At 62.2% G+C, this 18,683-nt stretch carries 17 protein-coding genes; 13 read left to right on the top strand and 4 right to left on the bottom strand.

Going from position 1 to position 18,683, the window contains the following annotated elements:
- Positions 1-12: 12 nt before the first annotated feature.
- From QMK52_RS06440 to QMK52_RS06420, 5 genes are all read left to right on the top strand, one after another.
- On the top strand, positions 13-1,071 hold the full coding sequence (locus tag QMK52_RS06440) for an HlyD family secretion protein (protein ID WP_032878511.1): 1,059 nt from the start codon (positions 13-15) through the stop codon (positions 1,069-1,071).
- Positions 1,068-2,513, top strand: a complete 1,446-nt coding sequence (locus QMK52_RS06435) for an efflux transporter outer membrane subunit (RefSeq protein WP_005783561.1) — start codon at positions 1,068-1,070, stop codon at positions 2,511-2,513. Before QMK52_RS06440 ends, QMK52_RS06435 begins: the two co-directional genes overlap by 4 nt.
- Before the next feature lie 73 nt (positions 2,514-2,586).
- Complete coding sequence (locus tag QMK52_RS06430; protein WP_005783563.1) at positions 2,587-3,096, top strand: sigma-70 family RNA polymerase sigma factor; 510 nt, start codon at positions 2,587-2,589, stop codon at positions 3,094-3,096.
- Entirely contained in the window at positions 3,093-4,043 is a 951-nt protein-coding gene (locus QMK52_RS06425; protein WP_194439708.1) for a FecR domain-containing protein, read from the top strand. Before QMK52_RS06430 ends, QMK52_RS06425 begins: the two co-directional genes overlap by 4 nt.
- Before the next feature lie 92 nt (positions 4,044-4,135).
- Positions 4,136-6,589, top strand: a complete 2,454-nt coding sequence (locus QMK52_RS06420) for a TonB-dependent siderophore receptor (RefSeq protein WP_005783568.1) — start codon at positions 4,136-4,138, stop codon at positions 6,587-6,589.
- Positions 6,590-6,665: 76 nt separating this feature from the next.
- Here the strand turns inward: QMK52_RS06420 and QMK52_RS06415 are convergent, their stop codons facing one another.
- The 4 genes from QMK52_RS06415 to QMK52_RS06400 all read right to left on the bottom strand — a co-directional run bounded on the left by QMK52_RS06415 (position 6,666) and on the right by QMK52_RS06400 (position 10,456).
- The gene (locus tag QMK52_RS06415; protein WP_232289400.1) at positions 6,666-7,010 is read right to left on the bottom strand and encodes a HipA domain-containing protein; all 345 of its coding nucleotides are present in this window, start codon (positions 7,008-7,010) and stop codon (positions 6,666-6,668) included.
- A 114-nt stretch (positions 7,011-7,124) separates the two neighbouring features.
- Positions 7,125-7,484 carry a helix-turn-helix domain-containing protein gene (locus QMK52_RS06410; protein WP_005783571.1) on the bottom strand — a complete coding sequence of 120 codons (360 nt, stop codon included), beginning with the start codon at positions 7,482-7,484 and terminating at the stop codon, positions 7,125-7,127.
- 108 nt (positions 7,485-7,592) lie between these two features.
- Positions 7,593-8,297 (bottom strand): DUF3142 domain-containing protein, encoded by a 705-nt coding sequence (locus tag QMK52_RS06405; RefSeq protein ID WP_005783572.1) that lies wholly within the window; start codon positions 8,295-8,297, stop codon positions 7,593-7,595.
- Entirely contained in the window at positions 8,294-10,456 is a 2,163-nt protein-coding gene (locus QMK52_RS06400; protein WP_194439712.1) for an outer membrane assembly lipoprotein YfiO, read from the bottom strand. Before QMK52_RS06400 ends, QMK52_RS06405 begins: the two co-directional genes overlap by 4 nt.
- Positions 10,457-10,635: 179 nt before the next feature.
- Between QMK52_RS06400 and QMK52_RS06395 the strand changes: the two genes are divergently transcribed.
- The 8 genes from QMK52_RS06395 (at position 10,636) to QMK52_RS06360 (ending at position 18,627) form a co-directional block, all read left to right on the top strand.
- A complete protein-coding gene (locus QMK52_RS06395; RefSeq protein ID WP_005783576.1) occupies positions 10,636-12,216 on the top strand; it encodes a glycosyltransferase family 39 protein in 1,581 nt (526 codons plus the stop codon).
- A gap of 33 nt (positions 12,217-12,249) precedes the next feature.
- Complete coding sequence (locus tag QMK52_RS06390) at positions 12,250-12,495, top strand: DUF2789 domain-containing protein (protein ID WP_005783577.1); 246 nt, start codon at positions 12,250-12,252, stop codon at positions 12,493-12,495.
- A gap of 391 nt (positions 12,496-12,886) precedes the next feature.
- A complete protein-coding gene (locus QMK52_RS06385) occupies positions 12,887-13,306 on the top strand; it encodes a MarR family winged helix-turn-helix transcriptional regulator (protein WP_005783580.1) in 420 nt (139 codons plus the stop codon).
- Positions 13,303-15,381, top strand: coding sequence for an FUSC family protein (locus QMK52_RS06380; protein ID WP_005783581.1), 2,079 nt, complete (start codon positions 13,303-13,305; stop codon positions 15,379-15,381). Before QMK52_RS06385 ends, QMK52_RS06380 begins: the two co-directional genes overlap by 4 nt.
- The gene (locus tag QMK52_RS06375) at positions 15,378-15,587 is read left to right on the top strand and encodes a DUF1656 domain-containing protein (protein WP_003187469.1); all 210 of its coding nucleotides are present in this window, start codon (positions 15,378-15,380) and stop codon (positions 15,585-15,587) included. The genes QMK52_RS06380 and QMK52_RS06375 overlap by 4 nt, the downstream gene beginning before the upstream one ends.
- A complete protein-coding gene (locus tag QMK52_RS06370) occupies positions 15,584-16,474 on the top strand; it encodes an efflux RND transporter periplasmic adaptor subunit (RefSeq protein ID WP_032878498.1) in 891 nt (296 codons plus the stop codon). The genes QMK52_RS06375 and QMK52_RS06370 overlap by 4 nt, the downstream gene beginning before the upstream one ends.
- Positions 16,471-17,913: an efflux transporter outer membrane subunit gene (locus QMK52_RS06365; RefSeq protein ID WP_005783587.1), complete on the top strand. Its 1,443-nt coding sequence runs from the start codon at positions 16,471-16,473 to the stop codon at positions 17,911-17,913. The genes QMK52_RS06370 and QMK52_RS06365 overlap by 4 nt, the downstream gene beginning before the upstream one ends.
- A gap of 81 nt (positions 17,914-17,994) precedes the next feature.
- Positions 17,995-18,627, top strand: coding sequence for a hypothetical protein (locus tag QMK52_RS06360; RefSeq protein ID WP_032803208.1), 633 nt, complete (start codon positions 17,995-17,997; stop codon positions 18,625-18,627).
- The last annotated feature ends 56 nt before the right edge of the window (positions 18,628-18,683 follow it).

Raw genomic sequence — 18,683 nt, 5'->3', positions numbered from 1 at the left:
CAAGGACTTTCCATGAAACGCAAAGACAAAATTGCCGTCTCCGTTATTGCTGTATTTGCCGTCGGCGTGCTGGTTTACCTGGTTGCGCCGGGCGTACTGGGCAGCAAGCACCAGACCACCAACGACGCCTTCGTCGCCGCCGACTTCACCCTGGTGGCGCCGCGGGTGGCGGGCTTCATCAAGGAAGTGCTGGTAGAAGACAACCAGCGCGTCAAGGCCGGCCAACTGTTGGCGTTGATCGACGACCGCGACTTTCGCGCCGCCGCCCAGGCCGCCGATGCCGACACCTTGGTCGCCCAGGCCCAGTTGAAAAACGCCAGCGCGACCCTGGAGCGCCAGAGCTCGGTGATCGCCCAGGCCCAAGCCACCGTCGCGGCGGATCGCGCCGAAGTCGCCTTCGCCGAACACGAACTGAACCGCTACAACCACCTCGCTGGCGTCGGCGCAGGTACCGTGCAGAACGCCCAACAAGCCAAGACCCGTATCGACCAGGCCACCGCACGCCTGGCTAAATCCACCGCAGTGCTGGCCGCCGAACGCAAGCAGGTGGAAATCCTCACCGCCCAGCGTGACGCCGCCGAAGGTGGGCTCAAGCGCGCCCAGGCGGCGTTGGAAATGGCCAGTTATCAGCTGTCCTACACGCGCATTGTCGCGCCGGTCGATGGCATGGTCGGCGAGCGAGCGGTGCGGGTCGGCGCCTATGTGACGCCGGGCAGCAAGATCCTCGCGGTCGTGCCGCTGGCCGAGGCCTATGTGGTGGCCAACTTCCAGGAGACGCAACTGTCGCATATGCACGCGGGGCAAGCGGTGCAGGTCAGCGTCGACAGCCTTGACGGCGAACTGCTCAAAGGCCATCTGGAAAGCCTGGCGCCGGCCACGGGGGTGACCTTTGCCTCGGTCAAACCGGACAACGCCACCGGCAACTTCACCAAGGTGGTGCAGCGTATTCCGGTGAAGATCGTGCTTGAGCCGAACCAGCCATTGACCGAGCGCCTGCGCGTCGGTATGTCGGTGGAAGCCAGCGTCGATACGCGGCCGGTCGCGCAACAGCGCGAGGTGGCCCAGCAATGAAACACGTCGCCTGGCTCACCTTGAGCCTGATCAGCCTGAGTGCCTGCACGGTCGGCCCCGACTTCCAGCGGCCCGAGAGCCCGCAGATCAATCAGTGGAGCGAACCCCAGGGCCGACAAGCTGCCAGCCGTGCCGTCAGCGATCCCTTGCAGGAGCGCTGGTGGGACGTGTTCCACGACGCGCAGCTTTCCGCCCTGACACGCCGCGCCCTCAGCGATAACCTCGACTTGAAACTGGCCAGCAGCCGCCTGCAACAGAGCCGCGCCGTACGCCAGGTGACCACCGCCGAGCGTTACCCCAATGTCGATGCGGGTGGCGGCTACCAGCGCAAACGTAACAGTGGCAAAGGCTTGAACGACCCTTCGGGCGAGAACGGCCGCGCGGCCTTCAACCAATGGGACATGGGCTTCTCGGCCTCTTGGGAGCTGGATTTCTGGGGCCGGGTCAAGCGTGAAACCGAAGCAGCCGACGCCACGCTGGAAGTCGCCGAAAACGACCGTCGTGCCGTGCTGTTGTCGGTGTTGGCCGAGACCGCCCAGGACTATATCCAACTGCGCGGCGTGCAGAACACCCGTGCCGTCACCGAGCAAAACCTCGACGTCGCCCGCCACAGCCTCAAGCTCTCGCAACTGCGTCTGGCCGATGGTGTTGCGACCGACCTGGACGTGGCCGAAGCCGCCGCCCAGGTCGCGGCCATCGAAGCGCGTCTGCCGGATTTGCAACAGCGCCAGGACCAACTGATCAACGCCCTCAGCCTGCTGATGGGCGAGCCACCCCAGGCCCTGCACACGCAGCTGTCCAAGGATGCACCCGTGCCGCAAACCCAGCGCCAGGTCGCGATCGGCCTGCCTTCGGAGTTGGCTGAACGGCGCCCAGACATCCGCCAGGCACAAGCGCGCCTGCACGCCGCCACCGCCAGCATTGGCGTCGCCAAGGGCGATTTTTACCCGCGTATCACTCTGTCCGGCAGCCTCGGTTCCCAATCCATGCAACTCTCGGATTTCGGCTCCTGGGGTTCCCGCGCCTTTGCCTTCGGCCCGCAGTTGAGCCTGCCGCTCTTCAACGGCGGGCGCCTGCAAGGCATGGTCGATTTGCGCGAAGCCCAACAACAGGAAGCCGCAGTGGCCTACCAGCAAACCGTACTGCGCGCCTGGCATGAAATCGACGATCAATTGTCCCGCTACAACGCCAGCCAACTGCGTCGCGACAGCTTGGCCGAAGCGGTGCGCCAGAATCAGATCGCGCTGACCACCGCGCAACATCAGTACGTCGAAGGTGTGGCGGATTTCGTCAACGTACTCACCGTGCAAAGCGCATTGCTGGCAACTCAAGAGCAGTGGGTGGAAAGCTCCACCGGCGTGTCATTGGCCATGGTCGGCTTGTACAAGGCGTTGGGAGGAGGGTGGGAGTCGGTGTATCCGTTGCAGACCGCCGGGCGCTGAGCGACAAAGAGTTTTTGTCAGCTGCCAAATAAGATGTAATGATAATTGCTCTCAATAACACTCTGAGCTTTTCATGGGCATCGCGACTGACGGCCAGCAACAGCTTCACATCTTGTACCGCGACCATCACGGCTGGCTGCAAGGCTGGTTGCGCAGGCGCCTGGGCGACCGCGAACACGCCGCCGATGTGGCGCAGGACACCTTCCTGCGCCTGTTGGTGTCCGGGCGTTTTCCGGGTGACAAGGAAAGCCGCAGTTACCTGGCACAAATCGCGCGCAACCTGGTGATCGATCAATGGCGGCGCCTGCGTATCGAGCGCGCCTACCTGGAAAGCATCGCGCACCTGCCCGAGCCCGAGTCGCCGTCCCTGGAAACCCGCGCACTGATCCTCGAAACCCTGATGCAGATCGACGCCATGCTCGACCACATGCCTGACAATGTGCGCCGCGCATTTTTGCTCGCGCAGTTCGAAGGCTTGAGTTATGCGCAGATCGCCGAGCGCCTGGGCGTCACCGTCAGCTCGGTACAGAAGTACATGACCCGCGCGATCGTCGCCTGTTACCAGGTGGTCTACGAAGAATGAATCACGATGCGCCCATCGCGCCGGCGATTGTCGAGCAAGCCAGCGAGTGGCTGATGCTGCAATGGGGCGGCGAACTGCAAGGGGAACAACGCCAGGCATTTGCCCAATGGCAGGCGGCCGATCCGGAACACCGCCGCGCCTGGCAGCGCTTGCAGCAGTTGCAACACACCCTTGGCGGCGTGCCCGCCGACAGCGCTCGCGCCGTGTTGCGCGACACCCCGGATACCCAGCGCCGCGCCGCGCTGAAGTTGCTCGGTTTGCTGTTGGTGGCCGGGGGCAGCAGTTATCTGGTCCAGCGCAGTGAACCCTGGCAGGCCGCCTTGGCCGAGCACCGCACGGCCACGGGCGAAATTCGCCACGTCACGTTGAGCGACGGCACGCTACTGGACCTCAACAGCGACAGCGCCGTGGACCTGCGTTTCAGCGCCACCGAACGGCGTATCCGCTTGATCCGTGGCGAAGTGCTGCTGACCAGCGGCCACGATCCCTCCCGCCCGTTGATCGTCGAAACGCCTGCCGGTGATGTGCAGGCCTTGGGCACACGCTTTGCCGTGCGCGAACTGCCCGACGGCAGTCGCGTCGACCTCTACGAAGGCCGCCTGCGGGTTACGCCGCTGCATGGCACGGCGATTCAAATGAATGCCGGTGACAGCCTGTGGTTCAACGCGCACCAAAGCGCTGCGCTGCCGGCGGTGGGCGCCAATGCCAGCAGTTGGACCGAACATCGTCTGGTTGCCGAGCGCCAGCCGCTGGGCGAGTTCGTGGCGCAGTTGAGCCGCTATCGCCCGGGCCTGTTGCGCTGTGACCAAGCGGTATCGAACCTGCTGTTGACCGGCGTGTTCCCGCTCAACGATACCGACGCGATCCTTTCGGCCCTGGAGCGCTCCTTGCCGGTGCGGGTGCAGGCTGTGACGCGCTACTGGGTGACGATCAAGGCGCGTGCCTGAAAAAAATTCTGCCGACGCTTGTCGGTTTCTGCGCGTCGTGCGGGATACCTCTTGAAAGCCAATCAAGAAGCGTTCTCACGGGGAGTCCTGCAATGTCGCATCACCCAATCCAACCCTTGGCCCGCGCTCTGCGTCGTGGCCTGTTTGCCGGCGTGCTGGCGACGATGCCTGTACTGCCCAGCCTGGTCCAGGCTGCAGAAAGCACCGAAGCACTGCGCACCTATGACATTGCGGCGGGTAACCTCGACCAGGCGTTGAACCGTTTCGCCAGTGCCTCGGGCATCCTGCTGTCGGTCGATGCTGCGCTCACCGAAGGCAAGCACAGCGCCGGCTTGAAAGGGCGTTACGGCATAGGCTCAGGGTTGCAGCGCTTGTTGGCGGGCAGCGGTTTGGCGGCTGTGCAGTCCCAGGGGGGTTGGTCGTTGCAAGCCATCTCCGGCGACGGGGCGTTGCAATTGGGCGCGACGCAGATCAGTGGCCGACAGGAACAGGAAAACGCCTGGGGCCCGGTGGGCGGCATTGTCGCCAAGCGCAGCGCCTCCGGCAGCAAGACCGACTCGGCGCTGGTGGAAATCCCCCAGACGATCAACGTGATCACCGCAGCCGAGATCAAGGCCCGTGGCGCCCAGAGTGTCACTCAGGCGTTGCTTTACACACCCGGCATGAGTGCCGGCGGCTTTGCAGACCGGGTCAAGTTGTTCGATGAGCCGACTTCCCGGGGTTTCGCGCCCACGCCGCTGTATCTGGACGGCTTGCACTTGCCCTACGGCGGAGGCAGCACCGGGGGCGCGTTGCAGATCGAGCCGTATTCCCTGGAGCGCATCGAAGTGCTCAAGGGCCCGGCGTCTGTGCTTTACGGCCAGAACCAGCCGGGCGGCATCGTCAATATGGTCAGCAAGCGCCCCAGCGAAACCCCGATACACCAAGTGGTGCTGGAGGCTGGCACCTACGAACACAAAAGCGCGGCCATCGACCTGAGCGGCCCGCTGGACGAGGAGGGGCAGTTGCTCTACCGCCTGACCGGGCTGGCCAACGACGCGCAAGACGAAATCAACTACGTCGAAAACAAGCGCCAGTTCATCGCCCCCAGCCTCACCTGGCGGCCCAACGACGACACCAGCCTGACCCTGTTCGCCCAGTACCAGAAAGACAAAGGCGTGCCCGAAGCCCAAGGCTTGCCGGCGTCTGGCACGCTGTGGGACAACCCCAACGGCAAGATCAAGCGCGATGTGTTTATCGGCGAGCCGGGCGTCAACCAATACAACCGCGAGCAATACGTGTTGGGCTACGAGCTTTCCCATCGCCTCAACGACGTCTGGACCCTCAAGCAAAACGCGCGCTACGCCGAGGTCGACGACCGCTACACCGCGCCGTTGCACGGCTACCGCTTTGTCGCCAACCCAAACACTGGGGTGCAGGACCAACGCTATCTGCAGCGCTTCGGCGTGGACTGGTCGCAGACCAATAAAGTGTTCGGCGTGGACAGCATCGCCCAGGCTGAATTCGACACGGGCGCGTTGTCCCATACCTTCATCGCTGGCCTGGACTACTACCATTCCAACTCGCAGTTTCATGGCTTGTATGACCGTAACCCACCGGTTATCGACCTGTTCAAGCCGGTGTACGGCCAGCGCCTGAATTTCGGCCAACCGTACCGCTGGGACCGCACGATCACCCAGACCGGCCTGTATCTGCAGGACCAGATCAAGCTGGATAAATGGGTGCTGGTACTCGGTGGCCGCTACGACTGGGCCAATGTGGTGAACAAAGAACCGATCCAGGACACGCGCTTCGCCAGTAAAGACCAGGCCTTCACTGGCCGTGCTGGCCTGGTGTATCTGTTCGATAACGGCATATCGCCCTTCGTCAGCTATTCAGAGTCCTTCTTGCCGCTGGCCGGCACCGATGCGAATCGAAAACCGTTTGAGCCGTCCACCGGCAAACAATACGAAGTGGGCGTGAAGTACCAGCCACCTGGCCAAAAGAGTTTTATCCAAGCCTCTGTTTACCAACTGGACCAGGACAATGTGCTGACCACCAACCCGGTAGACACCACCTTCAGTACCCAAAGCGGTGCGATGCGCTCGCGGGGTGTTGAACTGGAAGCCAAGGCCGTCTTGAGTGACGCCTGGGAAGTGGTTGCCTCGGCGTCGCGCAATGACATCAAGTACACCAAGGACAACGACGGCCGCCAAGGTCGCCACCCGGCCGGCATTTCCCCGCTCACCGCCTCGATGTGGGTCAACTACACCGTGTTGGGTGACACACCGCTGGCTGGCCTGGGTGCGGGCCTCGGCGTGCGCTATGCCCGTCAAAGCCTGGGCGACTACTACGAGGGTGCCTTCAACGTACCGTCCTACAGCGTCTACGATGCGAGCCTGAGCTACGACCTGGGCGCCTCGCCGCTCAAGCTCAAAGGCGTGAAACTGGCGATGAACGTGCAGAACCTCACCAACAAGACCTACGTCTCGCAGTGCACCAGTGATCTGGATTGCTACTACGGGGAAGGGCGCACGGTGGTATCGAGCCTGACGTACGATTGGTAACTAAGCGTTTACGTGATATTTGCCGCGGCGCGCACCCGTCAAAGGTGCGCTCTGTTGCCGCCCGAGATCTTTGACCCTACACCAGGTCCGCTGCAAATCGTGTACACACATTGGAAAGCATGCGCACATCGGCACCGCTACAGCCTGCCGCTTCGAAAAAGCCGGAGGCTTCTCGCACGACGGCATACATATCCTTGACGATGGACCTTGCTTCCTCCGCGCCCAACCCAAAGCGTTCAGGCGTACTCAGCAAGTTGCTGACAGACGATACCCTGCCCTCATTCCCGATGATCAACGCCTGCAAGCCTAGTTGCGTGGGGTGAGGCAACACGTCAAATACTGGTGCAAGGGAATAGCCCGAAGCGCTGGTCAATAGCAGTCCGGTTTGTTTCAGGTGGTCGTCGCTATTGCCGATCAGCACATTACCGTCGTGAGCCAACTGTTAGCGTAGCGAAAAACGAATCCATTCCCATGCATGGCCACTTCGCCAACTGGAACCGGGTCACCGACGCAGTGAGCTGAAAAGACGAAGGTATTACCAATCGGCTTCCAGGACATCGGGTTCTCCTTCAGTGCGAATTCGCTCAGGCTCACGGGCCAGGCTCATGGTAATCCCAACCTGGTCAAGTTCTGGTGACGCAATGCTCGCCATACCTTCTTCCAGGTCCATCGCGCTAAGCACATTCATCAGCACGCCGAGGGATACGCCGGCCTCGCCCTGTCTCAGCCGCTGATACGTCTGTCGTGTAATGCCCGCCCGGCTGCATATGGTCGAGATTTTCAACCGGCGACGAATGCGGGCTATTTCGATACCGTTCCCGATACCTCTCATCAGTTCAGCGCTTCTCTCTGAGATATACCCTTTGTGGGGGTATGGCTTGCCTGTTTCATGCATGATATATCACCCCTTAAAGCAGTAAGGGCAACTTATATCATCCAAGCCGCTAAGGCCACACTCAAAAAAAACCGGTTTGATAGACGGTTTTTTCAATGTTTGGAAGATTCAAGGGTTCTGCAAAAACACCACATACCCCCGAAACCACTCATTCCCTTGCAAATACCCTGGCGCCTCCCACTCGCCGCCTTGAATCAAACCGATCTTGAACGGAACTCCCATTCGGTTCATCCGTGGCAGGTACGCCGCGTAATCCGGGATGCTGTGCCGCCCCTGATACGTCTGCACCACCACTTCGTCCACCACGCCTTTGAGCTGGGCGATGGCGGCCGGGTCGGCGTTGCTGCTCCAGTCCATCAGGCCGGTGATGCTTAACCGCAGGTCGGCAGGCAGACGCCGGCGCAGGTCGCGCAGAAAATCAGCGTATTCGTGCAGGTACTGGGTGCGGGCGTCAAAGTCGATCTGGATGCCGATCACAGGGTTACCCGCGTCGCGCCAGCGTTGCACCTGGCCGAGCAGTTGGGTGTAGACCTGTTCCGGCCAGTGCAAGGTGTGGGCGCGATAGACCACCCAGATTTCGCCTTGGGTCAGGCGCGGTACGCTGATGCCTTGGGCGATCAATTGCACGCCGCGCTGGGGCGCGCGGCGTGTGGAGTTGATCTGGCCTTGCAGGATGTACAGGGTTTTTGCCTGCTTGATCACAGGTTGAGGCGTGACACCACTCCACAGCCAGAAAGCGTCATAGTCGCGGGCGTCGACGGCGCCGAAAGCCGGGCTTGCCAGCAACAACAAGCCCAGCCACAGCGACTTCACCAGTAGTACTGCAGCGATTTGCCCCACTGGGTATCGGCAAAACCGGTCTTGAGCTGGCGGAACCAGGCTTTGCGCACCGCGGGCGCGACGTCTTCACCCCCGCAGCTGTTGTAACCGGCCGGCGCGTAGCAGTTGATGGCGCGGAACAACGCGTACGCCTTGTCGGTTTTCGGTGCTTTGGCGTTGGCGATCACCTGTTTGTAGCCGTCCAGGCGCGAGAAGGTTTCACCCTTGAACTGCGAGGCGGTGCTGCCCAGGCTGCCGGCGGCGCGGGGTTGCTCCAACGGCATACCGTCCAGGCCGTTGCGCAGGATGAATTCACCGAAGCAGTTCAAGGCGTGCGGGTTTTTTGCATCCTCCTGCAAGGTCGCGGCGGTTTGCGCGATGCTTGGGCAGGCGTAGCCGGATTCGGCCTTGTCACCGTTCCACTGGAACAGCTTCAGGGTTTGGCCACTGGTGTAGGTGTAGCCCAGGCTGGTACCGAGTTTTTCTTCGGAGAACGAGGCCTGCTTTAGGTCGTCGGCAAAGGTCGCGAATTGGCGGTGCAGCAGGTCTTTGTAGAGCAGCACGAATTGCGCGCTCTGGCGTTCGGTCGGGTCGCTGGCGTTGGCGATCTGCTGGCGCAGCAGGTCGGGCCCGGCGACGTTGCGCAGCAGGATGTAGCGCACTTGCTTGGCGCTGATCGGCGAGTCGGTTGCGAACACCTTGGCCAGTTGGCCGCTGCGCTCATAGTTCATCGCCAGGGCCAGCTCCAGTTGATCGCGTTGCAGCGGTTGCTTGGCCAGCGGTAGCATTTGCAGCCACAGGCTCTCGGCGCCCTTCCAATCCTGCTTGGCCTCCAGTGCCAAGGCGCGCAAGGTCTGCTGGCTGAAGGCAAAGTAGTCGAGGTTCGACGGCACGTCCGCAGGCAGATGCTTGAGGGCAGCATCAGGTTGATGCTCGACGTACAGGGCGTACGCCGCTTGCAGGTAGTCGAACAAGGCCGGTTCGTTGGCGAATGTGCCCTTTTGCTTGTCGAGGTCTTCGCGGCTCAACAGCGGCGGCGTATGGGCGCGCATCGCCATCAGGTCGCTGACCACTTGCAGCATCGGGCTGTTCGCCGAGTTGTTGCCGACCATGAGCAACTTGAGGTCGGCTTCTTCAACCAACTCGTCGACGCTCACGTTACGCTGGCCGTCAGTGGCCTCGGTAAATTGCCAGGTGAAGTCTTCGGCGAGCTTGGCGTCGTCGTTCGCCAGCCAGTGCACGCGGCGCAACAGGCCACGGGCGGATGCAACGTAATCGCCTTGTGGATAATGTTTCAGGTAACCGAGAAAGCCTTCTTCGGCGTCGCTCAAGGCAGACTTATCCACATGCTCGCGTTGCGGCATACCGTACTCATCGAAGGCTTCGGCCTGGGCCCGGTTCAACGAGGTGCGTGCGGTCATGTACAGCGCGGTTTCTTTCAGCCAGGGCACCTCGCTGGTCGAGGCGGCGGCGAAACCGCGCTCGGCGTAAACGAAGCGACCGCCGTAGAAATCGGCGGCGGCCTGCAGATAAGTGCGAAACAGCTGGGCATTGGCCGAGGGCGTCAACTGCGCGTCCACCACCTGGCCTGTGAAGTCACAGGTGGTCAGCAACTGCAACCGCGCTTTCACCAGCACGTCGCGCTCGGCTGGCGGCATATCGGCTTTGATCACCTGACTGATAAACGCCGTGGCGCTGTCATCGCTGTTGCTGCGGCAGCGGCTGCCTTCGCCATTCAGGAACGCTTCACCGGCAGTCTTGTATTCCTCGCGCTTGATGCCCAGCGGTTGGAGCAGGGTGTCGAGTTCGGCCGTGCGTGAATCGTCCGCTTTGTTATCGGGCTCATCATTCGCGGCCGGCACCGGCACCAGGCGATACACCGGAAACGGCACCGGGCCGAAACCCTGGGCCAAATCGTCTTCGCCCAAGGCATTGGGCGTCAGCGGCGCGGCTTTTTTGTCGGCCAGCAACAGGCGCAGGTTGACCCGGCTGTCGTTGCCCGGGCTGAGAAAGGGCTGGTTGCTGCACGGTTCGAGGCTGTCACGCGAGACGCGCCAGTCGGGGTAGCATGAATCGTCGGAACTGGCCTGGGCCTGTAGGGAAATACCGGCCAGCAGGGCCAGTGCCAGAGGTGACAAAAAACCGATGCGCATGACGTGTCCTTGATCCTGAGTCCTTGGAGGGCCCCAATAATAGCCTGTTCTGAGCGGTGCTTCGGTGAGGTCCTACGCAAAATACCGATTTGTCCGATTCCAGCGGCGAAGCCTGGGCTTTTGTCCTAGAGTGGCGGTGTTTGCGCTCAGGCAAGCGAGCTAATGCCAGGGGTATTGAAGTGCGTCGGTCTGTGGTTGAGCAAAACGAAAAAGCCGGAGCGCTGCCAGCCTTGCAGCGCCTGACCTGGCAAGGTGCTGGTCGGCTCAGCCGTCTCTGGTGGGTACCGATCCTGGCGCTGGCCATGGCCCTGCGGTTTTACCACCTCACCTCGGCGGCAATCTGGGGCGATGAAGGGTCGAGCCTGCTGCTCAGTGAATACGCCATGGCCGACCTGTGGTTTCACGCGGCCCATGATGTGCATCCGCCGCTGTATTTCTTCCTGCTGCGCGGCTGGATCGAAGTGTTCGGCGACAGCATCGGGTCCATTCGCAGCATGAGCGCGCTGCCAGGCGTAGCCGTGGTTGGCTTGGGCATCTGGCTGACGCGGCAACTGTCCACCCGGCGCGCGGCGGTGCTGGCGGGCATCCTGCTGGCGCTGTTGCCGACGGCGGTGCGCTACAGCCAGGAAGTGCGCATGTATTCGCTGCTGGGCGTGTGGCTGCTGGGCGCCACGCTGGCGCTGGTGTACTGGATGCGTCAGCCCGAGCGCACGCGTTACCTGGCCGTCTATGTGCTGTTGATGAGTGCCGGTTTTTACACGCATTACTTCACCGCGCTGTGCGTGCTGGTGCATTGGGCTTATCTGGGAATGCAGGCGCCAGGCCAACGTTTGATAACGCGGCCTGCATGGTGGGCGGCCAACGTGGCGATCGTGTTGTTGTACCTGCCTTGGCTACCGAACCTGTTGGACCTGGTGCAGCATGTCGACCAGCTCAAGGTGGGCGGCGACATCGGCTGGGAAGAGCCGGTCAACCTGCTGTCTGTGCCCTCGATGATCTGGCAGTTCGTGTTGCAGGATGACGGCGCTGACTTGTGGGCGCCGCTGTTCTGGATATTTCCGCTGCTGCTGGTCGCGGTGGTGTGGATGACGGCCTGGCGCCACCCGGCAGCGCGTTTGCCGGCGTTGTTTTTCTTGTTGCCGTTGCTGTTGGTGTATGGCGTGTCGTTTATCTCGCCGGTCTTTATCGAGCGCTACCTCACGGTGTATGCCCTGGGTTTGCCGATCGTCCTGGCGCTTGCCATCGACCGCTTGCCGTCACGCTTGTCATGGCTGGGCGCAGCGCTGTGGGTGCTGTTTGTGGGCATGGAACTGCTGGGCCTGAAGAACAACTTCGAGGTAGATGAGCACGACCAATTCAACGTGCCGGTGGAGTTCGTCAATCGCAATTACCAGGAAGACGACCGCATCGTCCTCAGCGACATGATGTGGTATCTGAGCTACGTGTATTACGACCAGACCGACGCGCAACTTCAGCTCTACACCCCGCCAAAACCCGACGGCACCTCGACACGACCGAATGCCTATGGCTTCGGCACGCTGGTGGATCAGGATGGCGGGCGAATCTATCTCGACCGTCTATCGGCGTTGCCGGCCACCACCCGGCGCGTATGGCTGATCAGCAGCAACGAAGCCCCCGACGACTTTGCCCCGCTGCCGCAAGGCTGGCACGAACTCAGTCGCCAGGACGGCGGTGGCGCGCGGGCGCGTCTGTTCGTGCTGTGCAACGTGCCAGCACCGCAGCCCGAGGGTTGCCGCTAGACTCGGTTAACCCTTCACCCTCAGGAGTTCATCATGGAATCGCCAGTGCATAGCTTGCCGTCATTGTTCAAACAGCTTGGGTTGGAAGATGACCCGGTCAGCATTGATCAGTTTGTGGCCGCTCATTCGCCGCTCAAGCCGGAGTTGAAATTGGCGGAGGCGTTCTTCTGGACAGATAGCCAGAAGGCGTTTTTGCGTGAGGAAATTCTGGAGGATGCGGATTGGGCGGAGGTGGTGGATGAGTTGAACCTGATGTTGCGGGGTGGGCGAGGGGTGTAAAAAACTTAGCCGTTACGCTAAAACTTGAAAAAATCTGGGCTTTAATCGCTTCAGTGAGCTTTTTCTGAGGTTACGCGATGTCTTTGGTTGGTTATGCCCATCTCCATCAGTCCCTTGGGCTGAAAAATAGCCCGGGCATCCGACGCTGATCCAAATGTGGGAGGGGGCTTGCTCCCGATGAGGGCGTGTCAGTAAATGCATCTGTGGCTGGCCCATCGCAATCGGGAGCAAGCCCCTCCCACATTCGCCCGGCGGTGTGGCCGCTGAATCGCTCCATCCATCGAGAAATTGTTTCAAAACTTGACGAAGACTCGCCCCTCCACCATATTAATAGTTAGCAAACTAACTGTATGCGAACTATCCAGTGTCCCAATCCCTCGAACAACTTCAGATGAACCTGAGCAGCAGCATGGTGGTGGGCGCCCGTAACTGGCGCAAGATCTGCCAGACCACGCTGGTGAGCTATGGCATCTCCGAAGCCTGCGCCGTGCCGTTGTTGATGATCGGCCGCCTGGGTGACGGTGTGCACCAGGTCAAAGTAGCCCAGGCCTCCGGCATGGAGAGCCCGTCACTGGTGCGCCTGCTCGATCGGCTGTGCGGCGACGGCTACGTATGCCGCACCGAAGACATCCACGACCGTCGCGCCAAGGCCCTGAGCCTCACCGAGCGCGGCCGTGAACTGGTGCAGGCGGTAGAAGCCCAACTGGTTCGCCTGCGCAAGGAAGTCCTTGTGGATATCGCGCCCACCGACCTGGAAGCCGCACTGCGCGTGCTGCGCGCCTTCGAAGCGGCCGAGGCTGTGGCGCCTTGAACGGATTTTTTACCGGTTTTCCGCCCGCCCGCGACTGGTTCTACGGGGTCCGCACGTTCGCCGCGTCGATGATTGCGCTGTACATCGCCATGCTGATGCAAATGCCGCGTCCGTACTGGGCGATGGCTACCGTGTATATCGTCTCCAGCCCGTTTGTCGGGCCCACCAGTTCCAAGGCTTTGTACCGCGCCATTGGCACCTTTATGGGCGCAGCGGCGGCGGTGCTGTTTGTGCCGATGTTCGTGCAGTCGCCTTACCTGCTGGTGGTGGTGATCGCGTTATGGACGGGCACCTTGCTGTTCCTCTCCATGCACCTGCGCACGGCCAATAATTACGCCCTGATGCTGGCCGGCTATACCTTGCCGCTGATCGCCCTGCCAGTGGTGGATAACCCCCTGGCGGTGTGGGACGTGGCTGAAGCGCGTACCGAAGAAATCTTCCTTGGCATCGCGGTCGCAGCGGTGGTGGGCGCAATGTTCTGGCCACGGCGCCTGATGCCGGTGTTCGATGGCTCGGTGGCCAAGTGGTTCAGCGATGCTCAGGTCTATAGCCAACGCTTCCTCACCCGCCAGATTGACCCTGAAGCGGTCAGCAACCTGCGCGGCGGCATGGTTGCCACCTTCAACACCCTTGAGTTGATGATCGGCCAGTTGCCCCACGAAGGCGCGCGGCCGCAAACGGTGCGCAACACCAAAGAACTGCGCGGGCGCATGATTCATCTGCTGCCGGTAATCGACGCGCTGGATGACGCGGTGTACGCCATCGAGCATCGCGCACCGGAGTTTCTCGACCGGCTCAAACCGTTGCTGGAGGAAGCCAACGCCTGGCTGCAAAGCACCACTGAACAAGCGCCCCTGGAACGCTGGCGTGTGCTGCGTGACCAGATCGACGCCGCCCAACCCCAGGGCGAAGCGCTGGATGACCGCCACACGTTGCTGTTCTCCAACGCCCTGTACCGCCTCGGCGAATGGGTCGACTTGTGGCAAGACTGTCGCAGCCTGCAAGCCGCCATCCAGTGCGAAAGCCAGGACACCTGGCGCGCCGTCTACCGCCACTGGCGCCTGGGCCGGCTCACGCCATTTCTAGACCGTGGGCTGATGTTCTACTCGGCGTTTTCCACCGTGACCGCGATCATCGTCGCCTCGGTGCTGTGGATCCTGCTGGGCTGGACCGATGGCGGCAGCGCCGTGATCCTGGCCGCCGTCGCCTGCAGCTTCTTCGCTTCGATGGACGACCCGGCGCCGCAGATCTACCGGTTCTTTTTCTGGACCGCCATGTCGGTGCTGTTCGCCAGCCTGTATCTGTTTCTGGTGCTGCCCAACCTGCACGATTTCCCCATGCTGGTGCTGGCTTTTGCCGTGCCGTTTATCTGCATCGGCACCCTCACGGTACAGCCACGATTCTACCTGGGCATGTTGCTGACGCTGGTGAACACCTCGTCGTTCATCAGCATCCAGGGCGCCTATGACGCGGATTTTCTCAACTTCGCCAACGTCAACCTGGCCGGGCCCGTGGGCCTGCTGTTCGCATTTGTGTGGACCTTGATCGCCCGGCCCTTCGGCGCCGAACTGGCGGCCAAGCGCCTGACCCGTTTCAGCTGGCGTGACATCGTTGGCCTGACCGAGCCCGCAACCCTGAACGAACACCGGCACATGGCCGCGCAAATGCTCGACCGCCTGATGCAACACCTGCCGCGCCTGGCCCTTACCGGCCAAGACACCGGCAGCGCCCTGCGCGACCTGCGCGTGGCGCTGAACCTGCTCGACCTGCTGGCCTACTCGCCGCGCATCCTCGGTGTGCCACGGGTGTTGCTCAACCAGGTGGTGGAAGGGGTGGGCGGGTACTTCAAAGCGTGCCTCAAGGCCGGTGAACGCTTGCCCGCACCCAGCGGTCTGCTGATGACCCTGGACCGCACGCGTCGCGCCCTCAACGGCCAGGGCCTGCAAGACGAAGACGACACCCGCCTGCACCTGCTGCACGCCTTGGCCGGCCTGCGCCTGGCGTTGTTGCCCGGTGTGGAATTCATTGGCGGCACGGAAATGGAAGCGCCGCTACCCGATGGAGCGCCTTTATGATCGGTGATCTGGATATCAGCGGGGTGTTCCTGCCCACGCTGCTGGTGCTGATGGGCATTACCTATGTGTTGTTTCTGGTGGTGCACGGGCTGTTGACGCGCATGCACTTCTATCGCCTGGTCTGGCACCGGGCATTGTTCAATGTGGGGCTGTACGCGCTGTTGCTGGGCGCGGTGGACTCACTCAGTCGATATCTGATGACATGAAAAAACCTTTTTTGACTATCGGCCGTGTCGTCCTGACGTTGTTGATCGTGAGTTTCGCGGTCGTCGTTGTGTGGCGCATGGTCATGTACTACATGTTTGCCCCCTGGACTCGTGACGGCCACATCCGCGCCGACATCGTGCAGATCGCCCCGGACGTCTCCGGGCTGATCCAGCGGGTGGACGTGCGTGACAACCAGTTGGTGACCAAAGGCCAGGTGCTGTTTGCCGTCGATCAGGACCGCTTCAAGCTGGCCCTGCGCCAAGCCCAGGCCGCCGTGGCCGACCGCCAGGAAACCCTGGCCCAGGCCCAGCGCGAGTACAAGCGTAACCGTGGCCTCGGTAACCTGGTGCCCAGCGAGCAGTTGGAAGAAAGCCAGTCCCGCGTGGCTCGCGCCCAGTCCGCCCTGGCCGAAGCCCAAGTGACGGTGGACTCCGCCCAACTCAACCTCGACCGCTCGGTGATCCGCAGCCCCGTGGACGGCTACGTCAACGACCGCGCGCCGCGTACCCAGGAGTTCGTCACCGCCGGGCGCCCGGTGCTGTCGGTGGTGGACAGCAATTCCTTCCACATCGACGGCTACTTCGAAGAGACCAAGCTCGACGGCATCCACGTCGGCATGGGCGTGGATATCCGCGTGATCGGCGACAATGCTCGCCTGCACGGGCATGTGCAGAGCATCGTCGCCGGTATCGAAGACCGCGACCGCAGCAGCGGCTCCAACCTGCTGCCCAACGTCAACCCGGCGTTCAGCTGGGTGCGCCTGGCCCAGCGGATCCCCGTGCGCATTGCCTTTGACGATGTGCCGGCGGACTTTCGCATGATCGCCGGGCGCACGGCGACGGTGTCGATCATCGACGACAAGGTTAAAGACGGGGACAAACCATGAAGCGGCTCCTGGCAACCGCTTCCCTGGGGTTGTTGCTGTCGGCCTGCCAAGTAGTAGGCCCGGATTACAAACTGCCGGAACAGGCCGCAGTCAACCGTGGCGACCTGCAAGGACCGATCATGGGCGAGGGCAGCAACGTGGTCTCGGCGCCGGTGCCGGCCGATTGGTGGAAGCTGTATAAAGACCCGCGCCTGGACCAGCTGGTGCAGCAGGCCATGGCCTCCAACACCGACCTGCGCGTGGCCGCCGCCAACTTGCAGCGTTCGCGTTACCAGGTGCAGCAAGCCGAATCCGCCGGCGGCTGGAGTGCCGGCGCCAAGGCCGAGGCCCAGCGCTTGCAGGAATCTGGCGAAGCATTTTTGCTGCCGGACAAAGTTCCGGTCGGCAACATCGGCAGCGTCGGCATCACCACGTCCTATCAGTTCGACCTGTTCGGCACCTTGCAGCGCGGTATTGAAAGCGCCAAGGCCAGCGCCGATGCAACCCAGGCGGCGGCGGATATCGCTCGCATCACCCTGGTGGCCGATGTGGTGCGTTCCTACACCCAGGTGTGCGCGGCCAACGAAGAGCTGGCGATTGCCAACGAATCCCTCGACCTGCAAGCGCAGAGCACCAAGCTGACCCAGCGCCTGCGGGATGCCGGGCGCGGCGACGAAACCCAGGTGACCCGCTCGCAAACCCAATACAAATCCCTGCGCGCCGACATCCCGCGCTATGAAGCCTCGCGCCAGGCCGCGCTGTTCCGCCTGTCGATGCTGCTGGCCAAGCCCGTAGACCAACTGCCGGCCGGCACTGGCACCTGCGCCGAGCTGCCACACATCGCCCAGTTGCTGCCGGTGGGCGACGGTGCCACGCTGCTCAAACGCCGCCCTGATGTGCGCCAGGCTGAGCGCCAGTTGGCTGCCGCGACCGCACGAATCGGCGTGGCCACCGGCGCGCTGTATCCGGATATCAGCATCGGCGCCACGGTAGGCACCGTGGGCCTGCTGGAAAACCTCGGCACACCGGCCACCAACCGCTGGGGCTTTGGCCCGATGATCAGTTGGACCGTGCCGACCAACGGCGCCCGTGCGCGTATTCATGAAGCCGAAGCCGCGACCCAGGGCGCCCTGGCCCACTTCGACGGCGTGGTGCTCAACGCCATCCGCGAAACCCAGACCGGCCTGGCGCAATACACCGCGGTGCTGCAGCGCCGCGACGCCCTGGCCGAAGCCGAACAGTCGGCGCGAGAAGCCGCAGGCCAGACCCATCGCTTCTTCCAGGCCGGCCGCGAATCGTTCCTGGCCGACCTGCAAGCCACGCGCACCTACACCGATATGCGCGCGCAATTGGCGGCGGCCAACACCCAGGTTGCCATGAGCCAGATCGATCTGTTCCTGGCCCTGGGCGGCGGTTGGGAAAGCGGACGAACGCAAGGGGTAAAACCCGGCAAACCGTGAGGTGATTGCTATGCTTTGTCAGGTGAGGCGCCGTGACGTCTCACCCGACAAAGCTCGCGTTTGCTCATGGGGATTCCAATAATGAAAAACCCTTATGCTCCCGCTTTCTGGTGCGTGCTTTTCGCACTGGTATTGTTATCGGCCGCGTATTTCTACGGTGTCATGCTCGCCCATCAACTCGACAAGGCCATGGTGTTCCTGGACAGCGCCTGCCTGGTGATCGGCACCCTGTCCATCGGCGTAGTGGCCTGGGCGTCTTATCAAAACCAGCGAGTGAAGAAAAAGCTCCTCGAACAAGGCAAGACCCGCGTGGCGATCTGGGACACCAAGGTTGCCCTGCGCCGCGTCGAAACCGTATTCGACCGCTATTTCTGGGGCAGCTACTGGCAGCCGGGGCGCACCTTCCAGGAGGTCATGGGCGACCTTACCGGCACGCCGCTGGAAAAAAGCCTCGAAGTCCTGAAAAAACAATGCGTGCTGCTGGATCGACAGGTCGCAGACGGTAGGCACTGGCTCGATAACGCGCGGGAATTGTCCGATGTCGCCACGCAAATGGCCCGCGAGCGCTACCAACTGGATTTTTGCGACCCCAAGACCGACACCCCCGGCAATGCCGTGATCCACCGCGAGTTTGAGGTGTTGGTGTACACCTGGACCGCCCGCTTGAAGAGTTTTGATCACCAGCTGGACGAAATCGAGCTGGAGTACTCCTGAACTCCTGCTGAACTGATCCCTCTGAAAGGCTGGGCCGTTTGCGCTCGCCAGTGCTA

It is taken from the genome of Pseudomonas sp. P9_2 (genome assembly GCF_034008255.1).
In the GTDB taxonomy this organism is placed as follows: Bacteria; Pseudomonadota; Gammaproteobacteria; order Pseudomonadales; family Pseudomonadaceae; genus Aquipseudomonas; species Aquipseudomonas synxantha_A.
The sequence above is the reverse complement of the archived record's forward strand: the minus strand, read 5'-3'. Positions and strand labels throughout refer to the sequence as shown.

Excerpts from the sequence above, each read along its gene's own strand:
- QMK52_RS06440 (WP_032878511.1), top strand. The coding sequence starts at position 13 with ATGAAACGCAAAGACAAAATTGCCGTCTCCGTTATTGCTGTATTTGCC.
- QMK52_RS06435 (WP_005783561.1), top strand. The coding sequence starts at position 1,068 with ATGAAACACGTCGCCTGGCTCACCTTGAGCCTGATCAGCCTGAGTGCC.
- QMK52_RS06430 (WP_005783563.1), top strand. The coding sequence starts at position 2,587 with ATGGGCATCGCGACTGACGGCCAGCAACAGCTTCACATCTTGTACCGC.
- QMK52_RS06425 (WP_194439708.1), top strand. The coding sequence starts at position 3,093 with ATGAATCACGATGCGCCCATCGCGCCGGCGATTGTCGAGCAAGCCAGC.
- QMK52_RS06420 (WP_005783568.1), top strand. The coding sequence starts at position 4,136 with ATGTCGCATCACCCAATCCAACCCTTGGCCCGCGCTCTGCGTCGTGGC.
- QMK52_RS06410 (WP_005783571.1), bottom strand. The coding sequence starts at position 7,484 with ATGCATGAAACAGGCAAGCCATACCCCCACAAAGGGTATATCTCAGAG.
- QMK52_RS06400 (WP_194439712.1), bottom strand. The coding sequence starts at position 10,456 with ATGCGCATCGGTTTTTTGTCACCTCTGGCACTGGCCCTGCTGGCCGGT.
- QMK52_RS06390 (WP_005783577.1), top strand. The coding sequence starts at position 12,250 with ATGGAATCGCCAGTGCATAGCTTGCCGTCATTGTTCAAACAGCTTGGG.
- QMK52_RS06385 (WP_005783580.1), top strand. The coding sequence starts at position 12,887 with ATGAACCTGAGCAGCAGCATGGTGGTGGGCGCCCGTAACTGGCGCAAG.
- QMK52_RS06375 (WP_003187469.1), top strand. The coding sequence starts at position 15,378 with ATGATCGGTGATCTGGATATCAGCGGGGTGTTCCTGCCCACGCTGCTG.
- QMK52_RS06370 (WP_032878498.1), top strand. The coding sequence starts at position 15,584 with ATGAAAAAACCTTTTTTGACTATCGGCCGTGTCGTCCTGACGTTGTTG.
- QMK52_RS06365 (WP_005783587.1), top strand. The coding sequence starts at position 16,471 with ATGAAGCGGCTCCTGGCAACCGCTTCCCTGGGGTTGTTGCTGTCGGCC.
- QMK52_RS06360 (WP_032803208.1), top strand. The coding sequence starts at position 17,995 with ATGAAAAACCCTTATGCTCCCGCTTTCTGGTGCGTGCTTTTCGCACTG.